This is a genomic window from Paraburkholderia largidicola (genome assembly GCF_013426895.1).
GTDB lineage: Bacteria > Pseudomonadota > Gammaproteobacteria > Burkholderiales > Burkholderiaceae > Paraburkholderia > Paraburkholderia largidicola.
This window is the reverse complement of record NZ_AP023176.1, coordinates 1199370-1214870: the sequence shown is the minus strand read 5'-3', so window position 1 is coordinate 1214870 and position 15501 is coordinate 1199370. Positions and strand designations below refer to the sequence as shown.

Genomic DNA, 15501 nt, shown 5'->3' with positions numbered 1-15501 from the left:
ATCCAAAGCATCAAAAATCAGTATTAGAACTTATACCGTGTTGTCGCTACGCTTGCCTCCATGTCCTCTCGATCCGATTCGCATCGGACGCATCGAAGAGGCGGTAATGGATGGAGACGCAGATGAACACTCGCGACGCCGCGACCCAAGGCGCCTTGTCGGCCACGTCGTTTTCGCCGCCCCGCACGTGGGCCGAGCCTTCGGGCGTGCTCACGCTGCGCGGCTGGCTCGCGCATCTGGCCCGTACGGGGCGTCTCGCGACGATCGACGGCCCCATCGCGCTCGAACACGAACTGGCCGCTGTCGCCAAGCGCCTCGACGGCACGCAGGCTGCGTTCTTCACGCGGCCGGGCCGCCACGACATGCCCGTGGTGAGTGGCTTCATGTCGAAGCGCGCGTGGATCGCGGAGGCAATGGGCGTCGAGGAACATGCCTTGCTCACGCGCTTTCGCGATGCCGCCGACGCGCCCATCGCGTCGCAGCAGGTCGCACGCGCTGAGGCGGCCTGTCAGCAGATCGTTCATACAGATGCAATCGACCTGCACGCGCTGTTGCCGATTCCGACCCACAGCGAACACGACAACGGCCCTTACATTACGGCGGGCCTCGTGATTGCGCGCAATCCGCGCACCGGTGTGCAGAACGTGTCGATCAACCGCATTCAGGTGCATGGCCGCGACCGCATGGCGATTCTTCTGTTGCCGCGCCATCTGCACGCGTTCCAGAAGGCCGCCGAAGCAGACGGCGACGCGCTCGACGTCGCCATCGCCATCGGCGTCGATCCGCTGACGATGCTCGCCTCGCAAGCCATCACGCCCATCGATCACGATGAACTGGAAATAGCCGGTGCGTTGCAAGGCGCGCCGCTGCCCGTCGTGCAGTGCGTGACGAACGGCGTGCACGTGCCCGCGTTCGCGGAGATCGTGATCGAAGGACGCATCCTGCCGGACGTGCGCGAGCCCGAAGGCCCGTTCGGCGAGTTCCCGAAGTACTACAGCGCGAAGGAAGCGCGCGAGGTGATCGAGGTCACGGCCGTCACACATCGGCGCGACCCGATTTTTCATACCATCGTCCCCGCGGAAATGGAGCATTTGCTGCTCGGCGGCATTCCGCGTGAAGCGACGCTGCTTGCTCACCTTCAACGCAGCCATCCCGGCGTGAAGGACGTGCATCTGTCGGTGGGCGGCGTGTGCCGTTATCACCTGTGGATCCAGTTCGACAAGAAGCGCGAAGGCGAAGCGAAAAACGTGATTCTGTGCGCGTTCGGCGCGCACTACGATATCAAGCAGGTGGTCGTCGTCGATACGGATGTGGACGTGCATGATCCCGCTGAAATCGAATGGGCCATCGCGACGCGCTTCCAGGCCGATCGCGATCTCATCGTGATCGACGGCGCGCAAGGCTCGCCCCTCGATCCGTCGACGACCGTCGGTCAGCCCGACGACGCACCGCCGCATCTGCAAGGCGTCAGCGCGAAGATGGGGCTCGACGCGACGCGGCCCGTCGTCTATTCCGCCCATGTGTTCACGCGTGTGCGGATTCCGGGCGAAGACACGGTCGATCTCGACGCTCTCGTCGCCACGGATAACGCCGCGTTCGACGCCTGGCTGGCTCGCCATCATGACTGAGCGCGCTACCCGCAAGCCACGCATCGTGGTCGGCATATCGGGCGCAAGCGGCGCGATGATCGGCGTGCGCCTGCTCGCCGCGCTGCGTCGACTCGGCACGCACGAGACGCATCTGATCGTGTCGGCGTCGGGCGCCATCACGGCAGCGCAGGAACTGGGCCTCACGCGCAGCGATCTCGACGGACTCGCGGATGTCGTCCATAGCGTGCGCGACATCGGCGCAACCATCGCGAGCGGCTCGTTCGTGACGGAAGGCATGGTGATTGCGCCCTGCTCGATGAAAACGCTCGCCAGCGTCGCGAACGGCTTCGCGGACAACCTGTTGACGCGCGCCGCCGACGTGATGCTCAAGGAGCGCCGTCGCCTCGTGCTGGTTGCGCGCGAAACGCCGCTCAACCTCGCGCACTTGCGCAACATGACGCTGGCCACCGAAATGGGCGCCATCGTGATGCCGCCCGTGCCCGCTTTCTACGCGCATCCGAAGACCATCGAAGACGTTGTCGATCACACCGTTGGACGCATTCTGGATCTGTTCGCCATCGAGCATCGCGAGATCGTAAAGCGCTGGAGCGGTCTCGCCGATGAATTTGCGAGCCGCCGCGACGATGATGGAGCCGATCGATGAACCAGCGCGACATGAACGTTGCCGAAGCCCCTATCGTTGCGGAGCGCGACGAGGCCACGCAGGCACGCACAGCGAAACATGTCGGCCGTCCGATGCAGCGGCTCGAAGACCCGGCGATCCTGACGGGCCGCGGCCGCTATGGCGACGACATCGGCGTGAAGCCGGGCACGCTGCACGCCGCCGTGCTGCGCTCGCCGCATGCGCACGCTGAACTCGTTTCGATCGATGCAAGCGCCGCAGAGAAGCTGCCCGGCGTACGCGCCGTGCTGACGCGCGACGATCTGCGCCCATGGTCGCGCCCCTTCGTGGTCGGCGTGAAGTCGCCGATGGAGCAATGGGCGCTGGCGATGGATCGCGTGCGCTATGTCGGCGAGCCGGTGGCCGTCGTGATGGCGGAATCGCGCGCGCTCGCCGAAGACGCACTCGATCTCATCAAAGTGGACTACGCGCAGCTCGATCCTGTTACGTCGATCGAGCAATCGATGCGCGACGACGCGCCCGTTCTGCACGAGCGCGTCGGCACCAACGTGATCAGCGACCGGCACTTCCGCTACGGCGAGCCCGAGGCGGCCTTCGAGCAGGCTGCGCATCGCGTGAAGGTCGTTACGCACTATCCGCGCAACTCGTGCGCGCCGATCGAATGCGGCGTCGTGATCGCGGAATATCTGTCGGGCGACGAAGGCTACGACGTCACGTCGAATTTCATGGGCCCGTTCTCGCTGCACGCCGTCATGGCGATGGCCTTGAACGTGCCCGCGAACCGCTTGCGTCACAAGGCCCCGCGCGACTCGGGCGGCAGCTTCGGCGTGAAGCAGGCGGTGTTTCCGTATGTCGTGCTGATGTGCCTCGCGTCGCGCAAGGCGGGCGCCCCCGTCAAGTGGGTCGAGGACCGGCTCGAACATCTGAGCGCGGCCACGTCCGCGACGGCACGGCTGTCGACGATCGAAGCCGCCGTCGAAAGCGACGGCCGCATCACCGCCCTCTCCTACGATCAACTGGAAGACTGCGGCGGCTACGTGCGCGCGCCCGAGCCCGCCACGTTCTACCGGATGCACGGCTGCCTGACGGGCGCCTACGCGATCCCGAATCTGCTGGTGCGCAACCGCGTCGTGCTGACCAACAAAACGCCCACGGGGCTCGTGCGCGGTTTCGGCGGCCCGCAGGTGTATTTCGCGCTCGAACGGCTGATCCAGCGCATTGCCATCGAGTTGAATCTCGACGTGCTCGACGTCTATCGCCGCAATTTCGTGTCCGCCGATGCCTTTCCGTATCGGGCGGCAGCGGGCGCGCTGCTCGATTCAGGCAACTATCAGGAAGCGCTGCGGCGCGCGCTGTCGGATGGCGGCCATGCGGAACTGGTCGCGCGCCGCGACGCCGCGCGCAAGCAAGGCCGGCTCTATGGCATCGGCTTCGCGGCCATCGTCGAACCGTCGGTGTCGAACATGGGCTACATCACGACCGTGATGCCCGCCGAAGCACGCAAGAAAGCCGGTCCCAAGAACGGCGCGATTGCGAGCGCGACCGTGAGCGTCGATCTGCTTGGCGGCGTGAACGTGACGATCGCATCGACGCCCGCGGGGCAAGGGCATATGACCGTGTGCGCGCAGGTCGTGGCCGACGTGCTCGGCCTCGATCCGAAAGACATCGTCGTCAATGTCGAGTTCGATACGCACAAGGATGCATGGTCCGTCGCATCGGGCAATTACTCCAGCCGCTTTGCTGGTGCGGTCGCAGGCACCGTGCATCTGGCCGCGATGCGTGTGCGCGACAAGCTCGCGCGGGTCCTTGCGAAGCAGTTCGGCTGCGTACCCGATGACGTGCGCTTCGAAGGCGCGCGCATCTTTCCGAAGGATGCTGAAGAGCGCGCACTGCCGTTCGGCCGCGCCGCGAGCAATGCGCCGCACTGGGCGCCCGCGCTGCTGCCCGATGGCGAAGAGCCGGGCTTGCGCGAGACCGTGTTCTGGTCGCCGCCGCATATGGACGCACCGGATGAGAACGACCGCATCAATACCTCGGCGGCCTACGGCTTTGCATTCGACATGTGCGGCATCGAACTGGACCGCGCGACGGGCCATGTGCGCATCGACCGGTATGTAACGGCGCATGATGCCGGCACGCTGTTGAACCCCGCGCTCGCCGATGGCCAGATTCGCGGCGCGTTCGCGCAGGGTCTCGGCGCGGCATTGCTCGAAGAGTTCCGCTATGGCGCGGACGGCAGCTTCCAGTCGGGCACGCTCGCCGACTATCTGATGCCGACCACGTGCGAAGTCCCCGATCCGCTGATCGTCCATCTGGAAACGCCCTCGCCGTTCACGCCGCTCGGCGCAAAAGGCCTGGGCGAAGGCAACAACATGAGCACGCCCGTGTGCATCGCCAACGCGGTCGCGGACGCGCTCGGCATCGACGATATCCGCTTGCCGCTCACGCCTTCGAAGGTGATGGCGCTGATCGGCATCGACGATCCCGAACCTTCGCGGCCCGAGTATCGCGAAGCAGCGACATCGAAGCCCGCGACGCCCGGCGGCGGACGTGCGCTCACCGCGCAAGGCACCGTCGATCTGCCCGCCACGCCCGAAGCGATCTTTGCGGTGCTGCTCGATCCCACCGCGCTGGCGAAGGTCATTCCCGGCTGCCACGCGCTCGAAGCGACGGGACCGAACCAGTACCGCGCAGACGTGACGATCGGCGTCGGCATGATCAAGGCGCGTTTCGAGGCGCGTATCGGCTTGTCCGAGATCGATGCGCCGCATCGGTTGCGGCTGGCGGGCGCGGGCATTTCGCCGCTCGGCAGCGCGCGCGGCAACGGGCTGGTCGAACTTGCGCCGACTGCCAACGGTACGCGCCTCACGTACGACTACGAAGCCCAGGTGTCAGGCAAGGTCGCAGCCGTCGGCGGACGCATGCTCGAAGGCGCGGCAAAGGTCGTGTTACGGCAACTATTCGAGGCGCTCGGACGACAGGCGGCGGGTCAACCGCTCTCAACGGACGGTTCGTCGCTCGCGCGGCTGTTCCGGCGTCTCTTTGCACGCTTCAGGAGGCAAGCATGAAGCCCGCAGCCTTCGACTACGTTCGCGCGAAGACCACGCATGAAGCGCTCGAGATGCTCGCGCAAAGCGGCGAAGACGCCCGCGTGCTGGCAGGCGGCCAATCGCTGATGGCCGTGCTGAACATGCGGCTCGCGCAGCCGCGCGTACTCGTCGACATCTCGCGCACCGACGAACTGAACGCGGTGCGGGTAGATCGCGATGCGCGGCGTCTGGTCGTGAGCGCGGCGGCGACGCAAGGCAGCGTCGAATGGCGCGCGACGCTGCACGACGAAGTGCCGTTGCTGGCGATGGCCTTCCCGCACATCTCGCACTTTCAGATCCGCAATCGCGGCACCGTGTGCGGCTCGATCGCGCATGCCGACCCGAGCGCGGAGTTGCCGCTCGTGTTGACGGCGCTCGGCGGCGAGGTATTGCTGCGCTCGAAAAAGAAACAACGCGTGCTGTCGGCAAGCGACTTCTTTCAGGGCATGTTGATGACGGCGCGCGAGCCGGACGAACTCGTCGAAGCGGTGCGCTTCCCGCTGAAGCAGCCGGGCGAGCGCTTCGGGTTCACGGAATGCTCGGCACGTCACGGCGACTTCGCGATGGTCGCATGCGCCGCCGTCGTCACGGACGACGCGATACGGATCGCCGTGGGCGGCGTCGCGGACCGGCCGAAGGTCGAAACCTGGCCGCGCCTGCAAGGCGACGACCTGCGTGGCGCATTGAACGATTTGAGCTGGAAACTGGGCGCGCAGGACGATGCGCATATCAGCGCGAAGTACCGCCGTCATCTGGTACGTGAACTCGGATGGCGCGTGATCGAGGAGGCCAAGTGAGCAAGTCCACACCCCACGTCATGCGGCACGGCGAGCAGCACGCCGTCACGCTGACGCTCAATGGCCGCGAACGCGGCGGTCATTGCGAAACCCGCGAACTGTTGTCCGACTTCCTGCGCCATGAACTCGGCGCAACGGGCACGCACGTCGGCTGCGAACATGGCGTGTGCGGCGCGTGCACCGTGCATGTCGATGGCGTCGCGGCCCGCTCGTGCCTGATGCTCGCGGTACAAGCCGATGGACGGCGCGTCGATACCGTCGAAGGGCTCGCGCCCGCGCAGACGCTCGGCGATCTGCAACAGGCGTTCTCGCGTCATCACGCGTTGCAGTGCGGCTTCTGCACGGCGGGCATCCTGATGTCGTGTGCGGACTTTTTACAGCGCGTGCCCGATCCGACGGAAGCACAGGTGCGCGAGATGCTCTCGGGCCACATCTGCCGCTGTACGGGCTATACGCCGATCGTCGCCGCGGTGCTCGACTGCGCGGCGCGGCGCAAGGCGCAGTGCGCGGACACGGAGGCCGAACATGCTTGATCTCGGCCGCACGTTTCTGCAAAGCGTGGAGCGCAGTCCGAATGCGCTGGCGCTCGTCGATGGCGAGTTTCGCGCCACTTACGCGCAATGGCACCGGCTGATTCTGCAAGCGGCGCACGGGTTGCGCGAACTGGGTCTCGCGCATGGCGACCGTCTGCTCGTCGTGCTGCAAAACCGCTGGGAAATGGCGACGCTGCACTGGGCCTGCCAGTTCGCGGGCATCGTCATCGTGCCGCTCAACTGGCGTGCGAAGCCCGAGGAACTCGATTATTGCGTGAGCGATGCGGGCGTGAAGGCGATCGTCTACGAGCCCGTCAGCGCGGAAGCCGTGATGCAAAGCCCCGCCGCGCAGAACGTGCCGCGTATCGCGCTGGACGATGCGCCGGGACGCACCGCATCGATCGATGTGCTGCTCGCAGTGCAACCCGCGTATGAAAGCCTTGAACCGGCCGCGACGCACGCCACCGCCGACGACTACTCGCTGATCCTCTACACGTCAGGCACGACAGGCAAGGCCAAAGGCGTGCCGCGCCGGCACCGGCACGAACGCGCTGCAGCGCTCGCGCATGTGGCGCAGAACCTCTATCGACACGGCGAGCGCACACTCGGCGTGATGCCGCTCTATCACACGATGGGCGTGCGTTCGCTGCTTTCCATGGCGCTCGTCGATGGTCTGTTCGTCTGTGTGCGCCGCTGGAATGCGCGCCTCGCGCTCGATTCGATTGCGCAATACAAGCTCTCGTGTCTCTATCTCGTGCCGACGCTCTATCACGATCTGCTCGCGGATCGCGCGTTCGGCGATATCGACACGTCATCCGTCACGAAGCTCGGCTTTGCGGGCGCGCCGATGAGCGATGGCTTGCTCAAACGTCTTTCGGCTGCCTTCGAGCCGGAACTGTTCGTCAACCACTACGGTTCGTCCGAGGTCTACACGGTCAGCATCGATCAGCACGCCACGCTCAAGCCCGGCAGCGCCGGACGGGCGGGCATCAACACCCGCTTGCGCATCGTGAAGCTCGACGCGCAGTCGCCCGACGACGTCGCCGCCGTGCGCGAAGAAGGCCAGATCATCGCGGACCTGCTCGGCGACGAAGCTTTCGAAGGTTACTGGAACCGACCCGATGCGAACGCGAAGTCGCTGCGCAACGGCTGGTATTTCACGGGCGACACGGGCTTCTTCGACGAAGACGGCGACCTCTACGTCTCCGGCCGCGTCGACGACATGATCATCAGCGGCGGCGAGAACATCTCGCCCGTCGATATCGAATCGGTGCTGTCGCTGCATCCGTGCGTCGACGAAGTGGCCGTGGCGGGCGTGAAAGACGAACGCTGGGGACAGCGCGTGGTCGCCTTCGTCAAGCGCCGCGATTACGTGGACGGCGACACGCTCGACGCATGGTGCCGCGCGTCCGATCTCGTCAACTTCAAGCGCCCGCGCGACTACGTGTTCGTCGACGACATACCGAAGTCTCCCGTCGGCAAGATACTGCGCCGCAAGCTCCAGGCCGGCGAATACCTGCGCGACGAGCGCGGCCCGGCCGCATCAGTCGACGTTTTGCATCAACACATTGAAATCACGAAGGAGTGACACTCATGACCGACCTGACCCATCGCGGCCAGACGCTGCTTCAGGACCTCGACGGCTTCGACGTCCAGATCGACGCCCAACGCGAACGCGCCGACATCATCCTGGACCGTCCGCCGTTCAACGTGATTTCGATGCATGCGCGCGACCAGTTGCGCGCCACCTTCGAAGCCCTCGACGAAGACGACCGCGTGCGTGTCATCGTCGTGCGCGCGAAAGGTGAGCACTTCTCCAGCGGCGGCGACATCAAGGGCTTTCTCGAAGCGTCGCCGGAAACTGTGTCGAAACTCGCATGGAACATCGCGGCGCCCACGCGCTGCTCGAAGCCCGTGATCGCGGCGAATCGCGGCTTCTGCTTCGGCGTGGGCTTCGAGCTGTCGCTCGCGTGTGACTTCCGCATCGCCACCGACACGACCTTCTATGCGCTGCCCGAACAGAAGCTCGGTCAGATCCCCGGTTCGGGCGGTTCCGCGCGCCTGCAGCAGATGGTCGGCATCGGCCGGACGAAAGACATCGTGATGCGCTCGCGCCGCATTCCCGGCAAGCAGGCGTATGACTGGGGCATTGCCGTCGAATGTGTCGCCGACGCCGAACTCGAAGCCGCCACGGATGCGCTCGTCGACGAGTTGCGCGCGTTCTCGCCGCTCGCGCAACGCACCGCGAAGAAGCTGCTCAACGATACGGAAGATGCGCCGCTGTCGATTGCGATCGAACTGGAAGGCCACTGCTATAGCCGCCTGCGTTCGTCCGACGATTTCCGCGAAGGCGTCGAGGCATTTCACGCAAAGCGCAAGCCCGTGTTCCACGGGAAATAAACGATCGAAGCGGACCAGGACACGCCGCCGGGCGCCGCGCCCGGCGAGATTCCCGACCGCTACCCGATGCCCGTCTTCCGCGGCGACGCGCAGGGCTTGCGCGTGGTCGAGCATCGACATGCAACGCGCGCGACGCGAGCCGCGCCACTCGTTTCAACGCCATAGCGAATTCAACCCACGGTTTCATTAACGCCAATCAGAGCACGCAATCGACAGGTGCCACTTTCACCGGACTGATACAGAGACAGGACGGTGACCATTCAAGGAGATGAATGATGTCCGTAGCAGCGCAAAACGGCGCCGCCGTGCCGGCTATCGACCAGCGGCAGGTCATGGGCGCGGTATTCGCCTCATGTCTGGGCTGGGCCCTCGATCTGTTCGACCTGTTCGTGCTCTTGTACGTGGCGCCCGTCGTCGGGCGTCTGTTCTTCCCTTCCGATCACGCGATGCTGTCGCTCGCAGGCGTCTACGCGTCGTTCGCCGTCACGCTGCTGATGCGCCCGCTCGGCTCCGCACTGTTCGGCTCGTACGCCGACCGTCACGGACGCAAGGGCGCGATGATCGTTGCCGTGGTTGGTGTGGGCATCTCGACGGCGGCTTTCGGCCTGCTGCCGACCGTGCATACCGTCGGCCTGGTCGCGCCCGTACTCTTTCTGATTCTGCGGCTCGTGCAGGGCGTATTCGTCGGCGGCGTGGTCGCGTCGACGCATACGATCGGCACCGAATCCGTCGCGCCGAAATATCGCGGCGCCGTGTCGGGGCTGATCGGCGGCGGTGGCGCGGGCATGGGCGCGCTGCTCGCTTCGCTGACCTTCCTCCTGATGTCGTCGCTCTTTCCGGGCGATCTGTTCGACGTGTGGGGCTGGCGCTGCATGTTCTTCACGGGGATCATCAGTTCGGTGCTCGGTCTCTTCGTGTTCAACAGCCTCGAAGAGTCGCCGCTGTGGCGCAAACTGGCCGCGGAAAAGGCCGCGAAAGCCGCGGCGCAGACGCGCGATGCCGCCGTCGAGATCGTGCGCTCACCGCTGAAAACGCTGTTCTCGCGCGACTATCGGTCGATCCTGTTCGTCAACCTGCTGTTGACCATCGGCGGCGGCAGCGGCTACTACCTGACCTCGGGTTATCTGCCGACGTTCCTGAAGGTCGTGAGCCACGCGCCCAACGGCGCCGCCGCCGCGATCCTGATGATCTGCAGCATCGCCGTCGTGATCGCGTCGGTGGCGGCGGGACACCTGAGCACGTTCATCGGCCGCAAGACGACGTTCATCTGGATCGGCCTGATCCGCCTCGTCGCGCTGCCGGGCATCTTTCTGCTGCTGCCCACGGCCACCGACATCGTGACCGTCGGCATCTATGCCGTCGTGCTGAGCGCGCTGGGCAGCGCCGGTTATGCGCCGATCCTGATCTTCCTCAACGAACGTTTCCCGACGGCGATCCGCGCGACGGGCACGGGTCTGTCATGGAACATCGGCTTTGCGATCGGCGGCATGATGCCGACCTTCGTCTCGCTGGTCGCGAAGGAAACGAGCCAATTGCCCGTCATGCTGGCGATCTTCCTCAGCGCGATCAGCGTGATCTTCCTGATTGGCGCGTTCATCGTGCCGGAGACACGGGGCCGGCTCGATCAGCCCGCTACGCGCAACGCGAGCTGAGCGGTCTCACTCGTCCGCCGCGCTCTTCGTGACGCGGCGGATTTCGTCCGCGATGATGTCGATGAGTGCTTGCGCGGCGGGCCCGATCGGCCGCTTCGGATGCGACACCTGAACGATGTGCCGCAGGATCGACGGCGTCGTGATGCGGTGCGCGCGCAGCGTGCCTTCGTCCACTTTGCGCTGCACGACCACACGCGGCAGGATCGTGGCGACGCTGCTTTGTTCGACGAACTGCACGATGGTGCTCAGCAGATCGATTTCGAACGTCGGCTTGATGACGATGTTGGCGGCCATCAACGCGGCGTCGAGCGCGCCGCGCAGGCCGTTGCGTCGGGTGGGCAGAACCAGCTCGACGGCGGGCGGCTGTGAAAGATCGATGGTGTCTGGCAATGCGGCAACGCACTTCATGCCCGTCACGTACACCATCTCTTCGACCAGCAGCGGCTGCATGTCGAGCGCGAGGCGGCCGCGCGGCTTGTTGATGATCGCGGCATCGAGGCGCCCTGCTTCGACGCCGTCGATCAACTGTGCGCTGAACCCATCGGCCACCGACACCTCGACCTGAGGAAACAGCGCATCGAACTTCGCCAGCGATTCGGCGAGCACGCTTTCCGTTTCCGAGGCGACCATACCGAGCGATACGCGTCCCGTGACGATCACATCCTGACGGCTCAACTGCACGCGCGCGTGCTCGATGTCGCGCATGATCGGCGTGTAGAGGCGATACATCTGCCGCGCGGCATCAGTGGGCGTCATGCCGTGCGGACCGCGTTCGAAGAGCGCCTGCCCCAGCTCCGCTTCGAGTTTCGCAATCTGCATGCTGAGCGCCGGCTGGACGATGTTCAGGCGCTTTGCCGCGCGCGTCACCGAGCCGTCTTCGAAGAGTGCGATGAAGTACTGGATTTGTTTGAGGTCCATGCGGCCATTCTACGTGGACTGCCTTCTCACCAGCGTCGGCAAAGGCGCAATCACAGCGGGCGGCGGCGCGTCGCCACGCGGCTCGTGAATCAACCGTATCAGCAGTTCAATCGACGCCTGCGCAATTGCTTCCGTGTTGATCGCCACCGTCGTCAACGAAGGCCGCACCTGATGCGCCAGCTGGATGTCCGTGATGCCGATCACGGACACATCGTCGGGCACTTTGCGGCCTAGCGTCGCCAGCGCCTGCAACGCGCCGATGGCGAGCAGATCATTGGTCGCAAACAGCGCGCTGAGATGCGGCTCGCGTTCCATCAGTTCCACGCAGGCGGCAAAGCCTGCGTCGATCGTATCGGAAATCTGCAGCACGGCGGCATCATCCGGTTCGAGACCGGCTTCGCGCATCACCTCGCGAAAGCCCGTCGCGCGCGCATCCTGCAAGCCGCCGCACCCGTCGCCGACCAGCATGCCGATATCGCGATGTCCCAGTTCCAGCAGATGCCGCGCCGCGAGCGCGCCCGCATGCGCGAAATCGACGGCTACGCACGGCAGCGCGGGCAACTGCTCGGGGTGCTCCCACAGGCTCAGCACGATCGGCGCGCCGACGGCCGCGGATTCGCACAGTTCGTTAATCGCGATATCCGTGTTGAGCACCAGCACGCCTTCGGCCAGCGTGCCCGCAATCTGCGTGAGGTAGGCACGGCCGATTTCCGCGTCGTCGTCCGTATTGCAGACCATCAGGAAGTAACCGGCGCGGCGCGCCGCTCGTTCGGCCGCCAGCACGAACTCGGGATAGAACGGATTCGCGATGCTCGACAGCATCAGCGCCAGCGTAGGCGAACGCCCTTCCGCTAGTGCACGCGCGTTCAGGTTCGGCCGGTAGCCCAGTTCGCGGATAGCGCGCTTCACACGCTCGGCCGTTTCCGGGCGCACCTTGTCCGGGTTGCGCAGCACGTTCGAAACGGTTGCGGCCGTGACCTGCGCGCGTCGCGCGACGTCGGTTAATGTCGCCATACCAGAAAGATTAGGAAAGATCCCATATTTAGAGACTGCGAATCAGATGTTGCGCAGGTGCCGCAGGCTTTGATAACTTTGCTCGAAAGCACACACCAACCAGTTGCATGGGACCAGAGTAAGCGCTCGAGCGCTAACTCCGGTCGACAGGAGACAAACATGATCGCGCTTTCGAGTACCCCCGAATTTAAACGCTTAAATCCACGCCGCGCAAGCCTCTGCGCGATTTTTTTCAAGCCAGATTTAAGCGTTTAAATCCAGGGAAAACACCATGTCCGCAATCTCCCTGAGCAATATCCAGAAGACGTTCGGCGCCAACGCGCCCGTCATCCGCAATCTCAATCTCGACATCGGCGCGCACGAATTCTGTGTGTTCCTCGGACCTTCTGGTTGCGGCAAGTCCACGTTGCTGCGCATCGTCGCCGGCCTCGAAGACCAGACCGACGGCGACGTGACGATCGGCGGCCGGTCGATGAACGGCGTTCCCGCCGCCGAGCGCGGCGTCGCGATGGTGTTCCAGAGCTACGCCCTCTTCCCGCACATGTCGGTCTACGACAACATGGCGTTCGGTTTGAAGCTGGCAAAAACGCCGAAGGCCGAAGTCGACCGGAAGGTGCGCGAAGCGGCGCGCGTGCTGCAACTCGATACGCTGCTCGAACGCAAGCCGCGCGAACTGTCGGGCGGCCAGCGCCAGCGCGTCGCGATTGGCCGCGCGATCGTCCGCGAGCCCGGCGTGTTTCTGTTCGACGAGCCGCTGTCCAATCTCGACGCGGCGCTGCGTGGCCAGACGCGCATTGAAATCGCACGGCTGCATCAGCGATTCGCGCAGGCGAGCGTCGTCTACGTGACGCACGACCAGATCGAAGCGATGACACTCGCCGACAAGATCGTGCTGTTGCACGCGGGCGCGGATACGCAGCGCTTCGGCAGCATCGCGCAGATCGGCGCGCCGCTCGAGCTTTATCACCGGCCGCGCTCGCGGTTCGTCGCGGGTTTCATCGGCTCGCCGCGCATGAATTTCCTCGACGGCGAAGTCGACGCAGTTGCGCACGACGGCGTCCACGTCAGGCTCAAACGCAGCGACACGACACTGCGCGTGCAGGTCGACGGTGCGCGTCTCACGCGCGGTCAGACAGTCACAGTCGGGATTCGTCCCGAGCACATCCGGCTCGATGGCGACGCGCAAACGCTCGCCGTCAGATCGCTGATCACCGAACAGCTCGGCGAGCACAGCTACGTGCATGTGGAATGCGCGGACGGCACGCTGATCGCCAAGGCACCCGGCGATGTGTCGATCCGCAACGGCGAGCCTCTGGCGCTGCGCGTACCCGCCGACGCATGTCATCTGTTCGACGATGAAGGCATCGCGCTAACGCGCACCGTTGCAACCGAAGCGCAAGCTTTCGCACTGCAGATGTCGTAAGAGCGGCGCAAGAGCACGAAAGACGCGAACCGCGCCTGCCGGGTTCGCCGATCCGAGCAGCCGGCCACAGAGCCGGCGCGGTGGGCAAGAAGACCGCTGTCCGCGTCGAGCGGCCGGCCAACAACGCAGTTCAAGGAGACACCACGATGATCAACAAGCACCTGAGCCGCATCGCCGGGCTCGCCTCTTTCAACACGCGCTCCGTGACGGCTGCGCTCGCCGTGTCGGCAGCGCTGCTGTCGGGCTTCGTCGCGAATGCCGACGCCGGGCAACTGAACGTCAACGTGTCGGCGCGCGGCAACCAGCGCTCGACGTGGCAGGACGCGTTCGACAAGTTCAAGAAGGCCAATCCCGATGTCGATCTGAAGATCACCTACATCACTGAAGAAGCGTACAAGGTGCAGATGGGCGGCTGGCTCGCGACCGATCCGCCCGATGTCGTGTCGTGGCACGACGGCGAGCGCATGGCCTACTACGCGAAGCGCGGCCTGCTCGAAGACCTGTCCGGCGACTGGTCGAAGAACGGCTGGAGCCAGCAGTACGCATCGGTGAAGGAAGCCTCGACGTATAACGGCAAGCAGTATGCAGCGCCCCTCGGCTATGACGCGTACGGCTTCTTCTATCGCAAGGATCTGTTCGAGAAGGCAGGGATCAAGAGCGAGCCAAAGACTTGGGAAGAATTCCTCGACGCCTGCAAGAAACTCAAGGCAAGCGGTGTCGCCCCCATCGCCGTCGCCGCGCGCGATAGCTGGACGCTTGCCGCGTGGTTCGATTATCTCGACCTGCGTATCAACGGCAACGCGTTTCACCAGAAGCTGATGGCGGGCGAAGTGCCGTACACGGACCCGCGTGTGAAGAAGGTCTACACGACGTGGAAGACCTTGATGGACGACCACTACTACATCGACAACGCGCTGTCGTACGACCTCGATTCGATTGGCCCGTTCCTCGCGAACGGCAAGGCCGCGATGATGCTGATGGGCACGTTCTTCTCGGCGGGCATTCCGTCGAGCGTCAAAGGACAGATCGGCTTCATGCGTTTCCCGGTGATCGATCCGAAGGTGCCGATGGCAGAGGACGGTCCCGTCAACGTGCTGCTGGTTCCCGCCAAGGCGAAGAACAAGGCCGACGCGCGGCGTCTGCTCGCGTTCATGGAAACGCCTGAAATCAACGCGGATCTCGCGCGCGGCTGGGGCCAGTTGCCGTCGAACAGCAAGGCGACGGAGCCGGAAGATCCCATTTCGAAGGTCGGCTTCCAGACGCTCGCCAGCACGACGGGCGGCATTGCGCAGTTCTACGACCGCGACATGACGAAGGAAATGGCCGACGAAGGCATGAAGGCCATGCAGCAGTTCTATAACGATCCGTCGCAGATCGACTCGCTGCTCGCCCGTCTCGAAGCGACCCGCAAGCGCATCTATCACAAGTGATGTCCTGAAGGCG

12 protein-coding genes are annotated in these 15501 nt (G+C 64.8%); 10 read left to right on the top strand and 2 right to left on the bottom strand.

The genetic code is table 11. The features are described 5' to 3' along the window. The first annotated feature begins 122 nt into the window (after positions 1 to 122). The 8 genes from PPGU16_RS34205 (at position 123) to PPGU16_RS34170 (ending at position 10703) form a co-directional block, all read left to right on the top strand. Positions 123 to 1628: a UbiD family decarboxylase gene (locus tag PPGU16_RS34205; RefSeq protein ID WP_180725280.1), complete on the top strand. Its 1506-nt coding sequence runs from the start codon at positions 123 to 125 to the stop codon at positions 1626 to 1628. Next, positions 1621 to 2253 carry a UbiX family flavin prenyltransferase gene (locus PPGU16_RS34200; protein WP_180725279.1) on the top strand — a complete coding sequence of 211 codons (633 nt, stop codon included), beginning with the start codon at positions 1621 to 1623 and terminating at the stop codon, positions 2251 to 2253. The genes PPGU16_RS34205 and PPGU16_RS34200 overlap by 8 nt, the downstream gene beginning before the upstream one ends. After that, on the top strand, positions 2250 to 5300 hold the full coding sequence (locus PPGU16_RS34195) for a xanthine dehydrogenase family protein molybdopterin-binding subunit (RefSeq protein WP_180725278.1): 3051 nt from the start codon (positions 2250 to 2252) through the stop codon (positions 5298 to 5300). Before PPGU16_RS34200 ends, PPGU16_RS34195 begins: the two co-directional genes overlap by 4 nt. Then, the gene (locus PPGU16_RS34190) at positions 5297 to 6118 is read left to right on the top strand and encodes an FAD binding domain-containing protein (protein ID WP_180725277.1); all 822 of its coding nucleotides are present in this window, start codon (positions 5297 to 5299) and stop codon (positions 6116 to 6118) included. The genes PPGU16_RS34195 and PPGU16_RS34190 overlap by 4 nt, the downstream gene beginning before the upstream one ends. Then, positions 6115 to 6651 (top strand): (2Fe-2S)-binding protein, encoded by a 537-nt coding sequence (locus PPGU16_RS34185; protein ID WP_180725276.1) that lies wholly within the window; start codon positions 6115 to 6117, stop codon positions 6649 to 6651. The genes PPGU16_RS34190 and PPGU16_RS34185 overlap by 4 nt, the downstream gene beginning before the upstream one ends. Then, positions 6644 to 8239, top strand: a complete 1596-nt coding sequence (locus PPGU16_RS34180) for an AMP-binding protein (RefSeq protein ID WP_180725275.1) — start codon at positions 6644 to 6646, stop codon at positions 8237 to 8239. The genes PPGU16_RS34185 and PPGU16_RS34180 overlap by 8 nt, the downstream gene beginning before the upstream one ends. A 5-nt stretch (positions 8240 to 8244) precedes the next feature. Continuing rightward, on the top strand, positions 8245 to 9051 hold the full coding sequence (locus PPGU16_RS34175; protein WP_180725274.1) for an enoyl-CoA hydratase/isomerase family protein: 807 nt from the start codon (positions 8245 to 8247) through the stop codon (positions 9049 to 9051). A 275-nt stretch (positions 9052 to 9326) separates the two neighbouring features. Further along, positions 9327 to 10703, top strand: a complete 1377-nt coding sequence (locus PPGU16_RS34170; protein ID WP_180727168.1) for an MFS transporter — start codon at positions 9327 to 9329, stop codon at positions 10701 to 10703. A gap of 6 nt (positions 10704 to 10709) precedes the next feature. On the opposite strand, the gene PPGU16_RS34165 is transcribed toward PPGU16_RS34170, so the two are convergent. Further along, positions 10710 to 11621: a LysR family transcriptional regulator gene (locus tag PPGU16_RS34165; RefSeq protein ID WP_180725273.1), complete on the bottom strand. Its 912-nt coding sequence runs from the start codon at positions 11619 to 11621 to the stop codon at positions 10710 to 10712. A gap of 9 nt (positions 11622 to 11630) precedes the next feature. Further along, positions 11631 to 12635 carry a LacI family DNA-binding transcriptional regulator gene (locus PPGU16_RS34160; RefSeq protein ID WP_180725272.1) on the bottom strand — a complete coding sequence of 335 codons (1005 nt, stop codon included), beginning with the start codon at positions 12633 to 12635 and terminating at the stop codon, positions 11631 to 11633. A 271-nt stretch (positions 12636 to 12906) separates the two neighbouring features. Here PPGU16_RS34160 and PPGU16_RS34155 point away from each other — a divergent pair, with 271 nt between their 5' ends. Together PPGU16_RS34155 and PPGU16_RS34150 are read left to right on the top strand one after the other, a co-directional pair. Then, positions 12907 to 14058, top strand: coding sequence for an ABC transporter ATP-binding protein (locus PPGU16_RS34155; RefSeq protein ID WP_180725271.1), 1152 nt, complete (start codon positions 12907 to 12909; stop codon positions 14056 to 14058). A 146-nt stretch (positions 14059 to 14204) separates the two neighbouring features. Next, a complete protein-coding gene (locus PPGU16_RS34150) occupies positions 14205 to 15488 on the top strand; it encodes an ABC transporter substrate-binding protein (protein WP_180725270.1) in 1284 nt (427 codons plus the stop codon). The last annotated feature ends 13 nt before the right edge of the window (positions 15489 to 15501 follow it).

Bases quoted from the DNA above. Each gene is read 5' to 3' on its own strand.
- PPGU16_RS34205 (WP_180725280.1), top strand. From the start codon at position 123: ATGAACACTCGCGACGCCGCGACCCAAGGCGCCTTGTCGGCCACGTCG.
- PPGU16_RS34200 (WP_180725279.1), top strand. From the start codon at position 1,621: ATGACTGAGCGCGCTACCCGCAAGCCACGCATCGTGGTCGGCATATCG.
- PPGU16_RS34195 (WP_180725278.1), top strand. From the start codon at position 2,250: ATGAACCAGCGCGACATGAACGTTGCCGAAGCCCCTATCGTTGCGGAG.
- PPGU16_RS34190 (WP_180725277.1), top strand. From the start codon at position 5,297: ATGAAGCCCGCAGCCTTCGACTACGTTCGCGCGAAGACCACGCATGAA.
- PPGU16_RS34180 (WP_180725275.1), top strand. From the start codon at position 6,644: ATGCTTGATCTCGGCCGCACGTTTCTGCAAAGCGTGGAGCGCAGTCCG.
- PPGU16_RS34175 (WP_180725274.1), top strand. From the start codon at position 8,245: ATGACCGACCTGACCCATCGCGGCCAGACGCTGCTTCAGGACCTCGAC.
- PPGU16_RS34170 (WP_180727168.1), top strand. From the start codon at position 9,327: ATGTCCGTAGCAGCGCAAAACGGCGCCGCCGTGCCGGCTATCGACCAG.
- PPGU16_RS34165 (WP_180725273.1), bottom strand. From the start codon at position 11,621: ATGGACCTCAAACAAATCCAGTACTTCATCGCACTCTTCGAAGACGGC.
- PPGU16_RS34160 (WP_180725272.1), bottom strand. From the start codon at position 12,635: ATGGCGACATTAACCGACGTCGCGCGACGCGCGCAGGTCACGGCCGCA.
- PPGU16_RS34155 (WP_180725271.1), top strand. From the start codon at position 12,907: ATGTCCGCAATCTCCCTGAGCAATATCCAGAAGACGTTCGGCGCCAAC.
- PPGU16_RS34150 (WP_180725270.1), top strand. From the start codon at position 14,205: ATGATCAACAAGCACCTGAGCCGCATCGCCGGGCTCGCCTCTTTCAAC.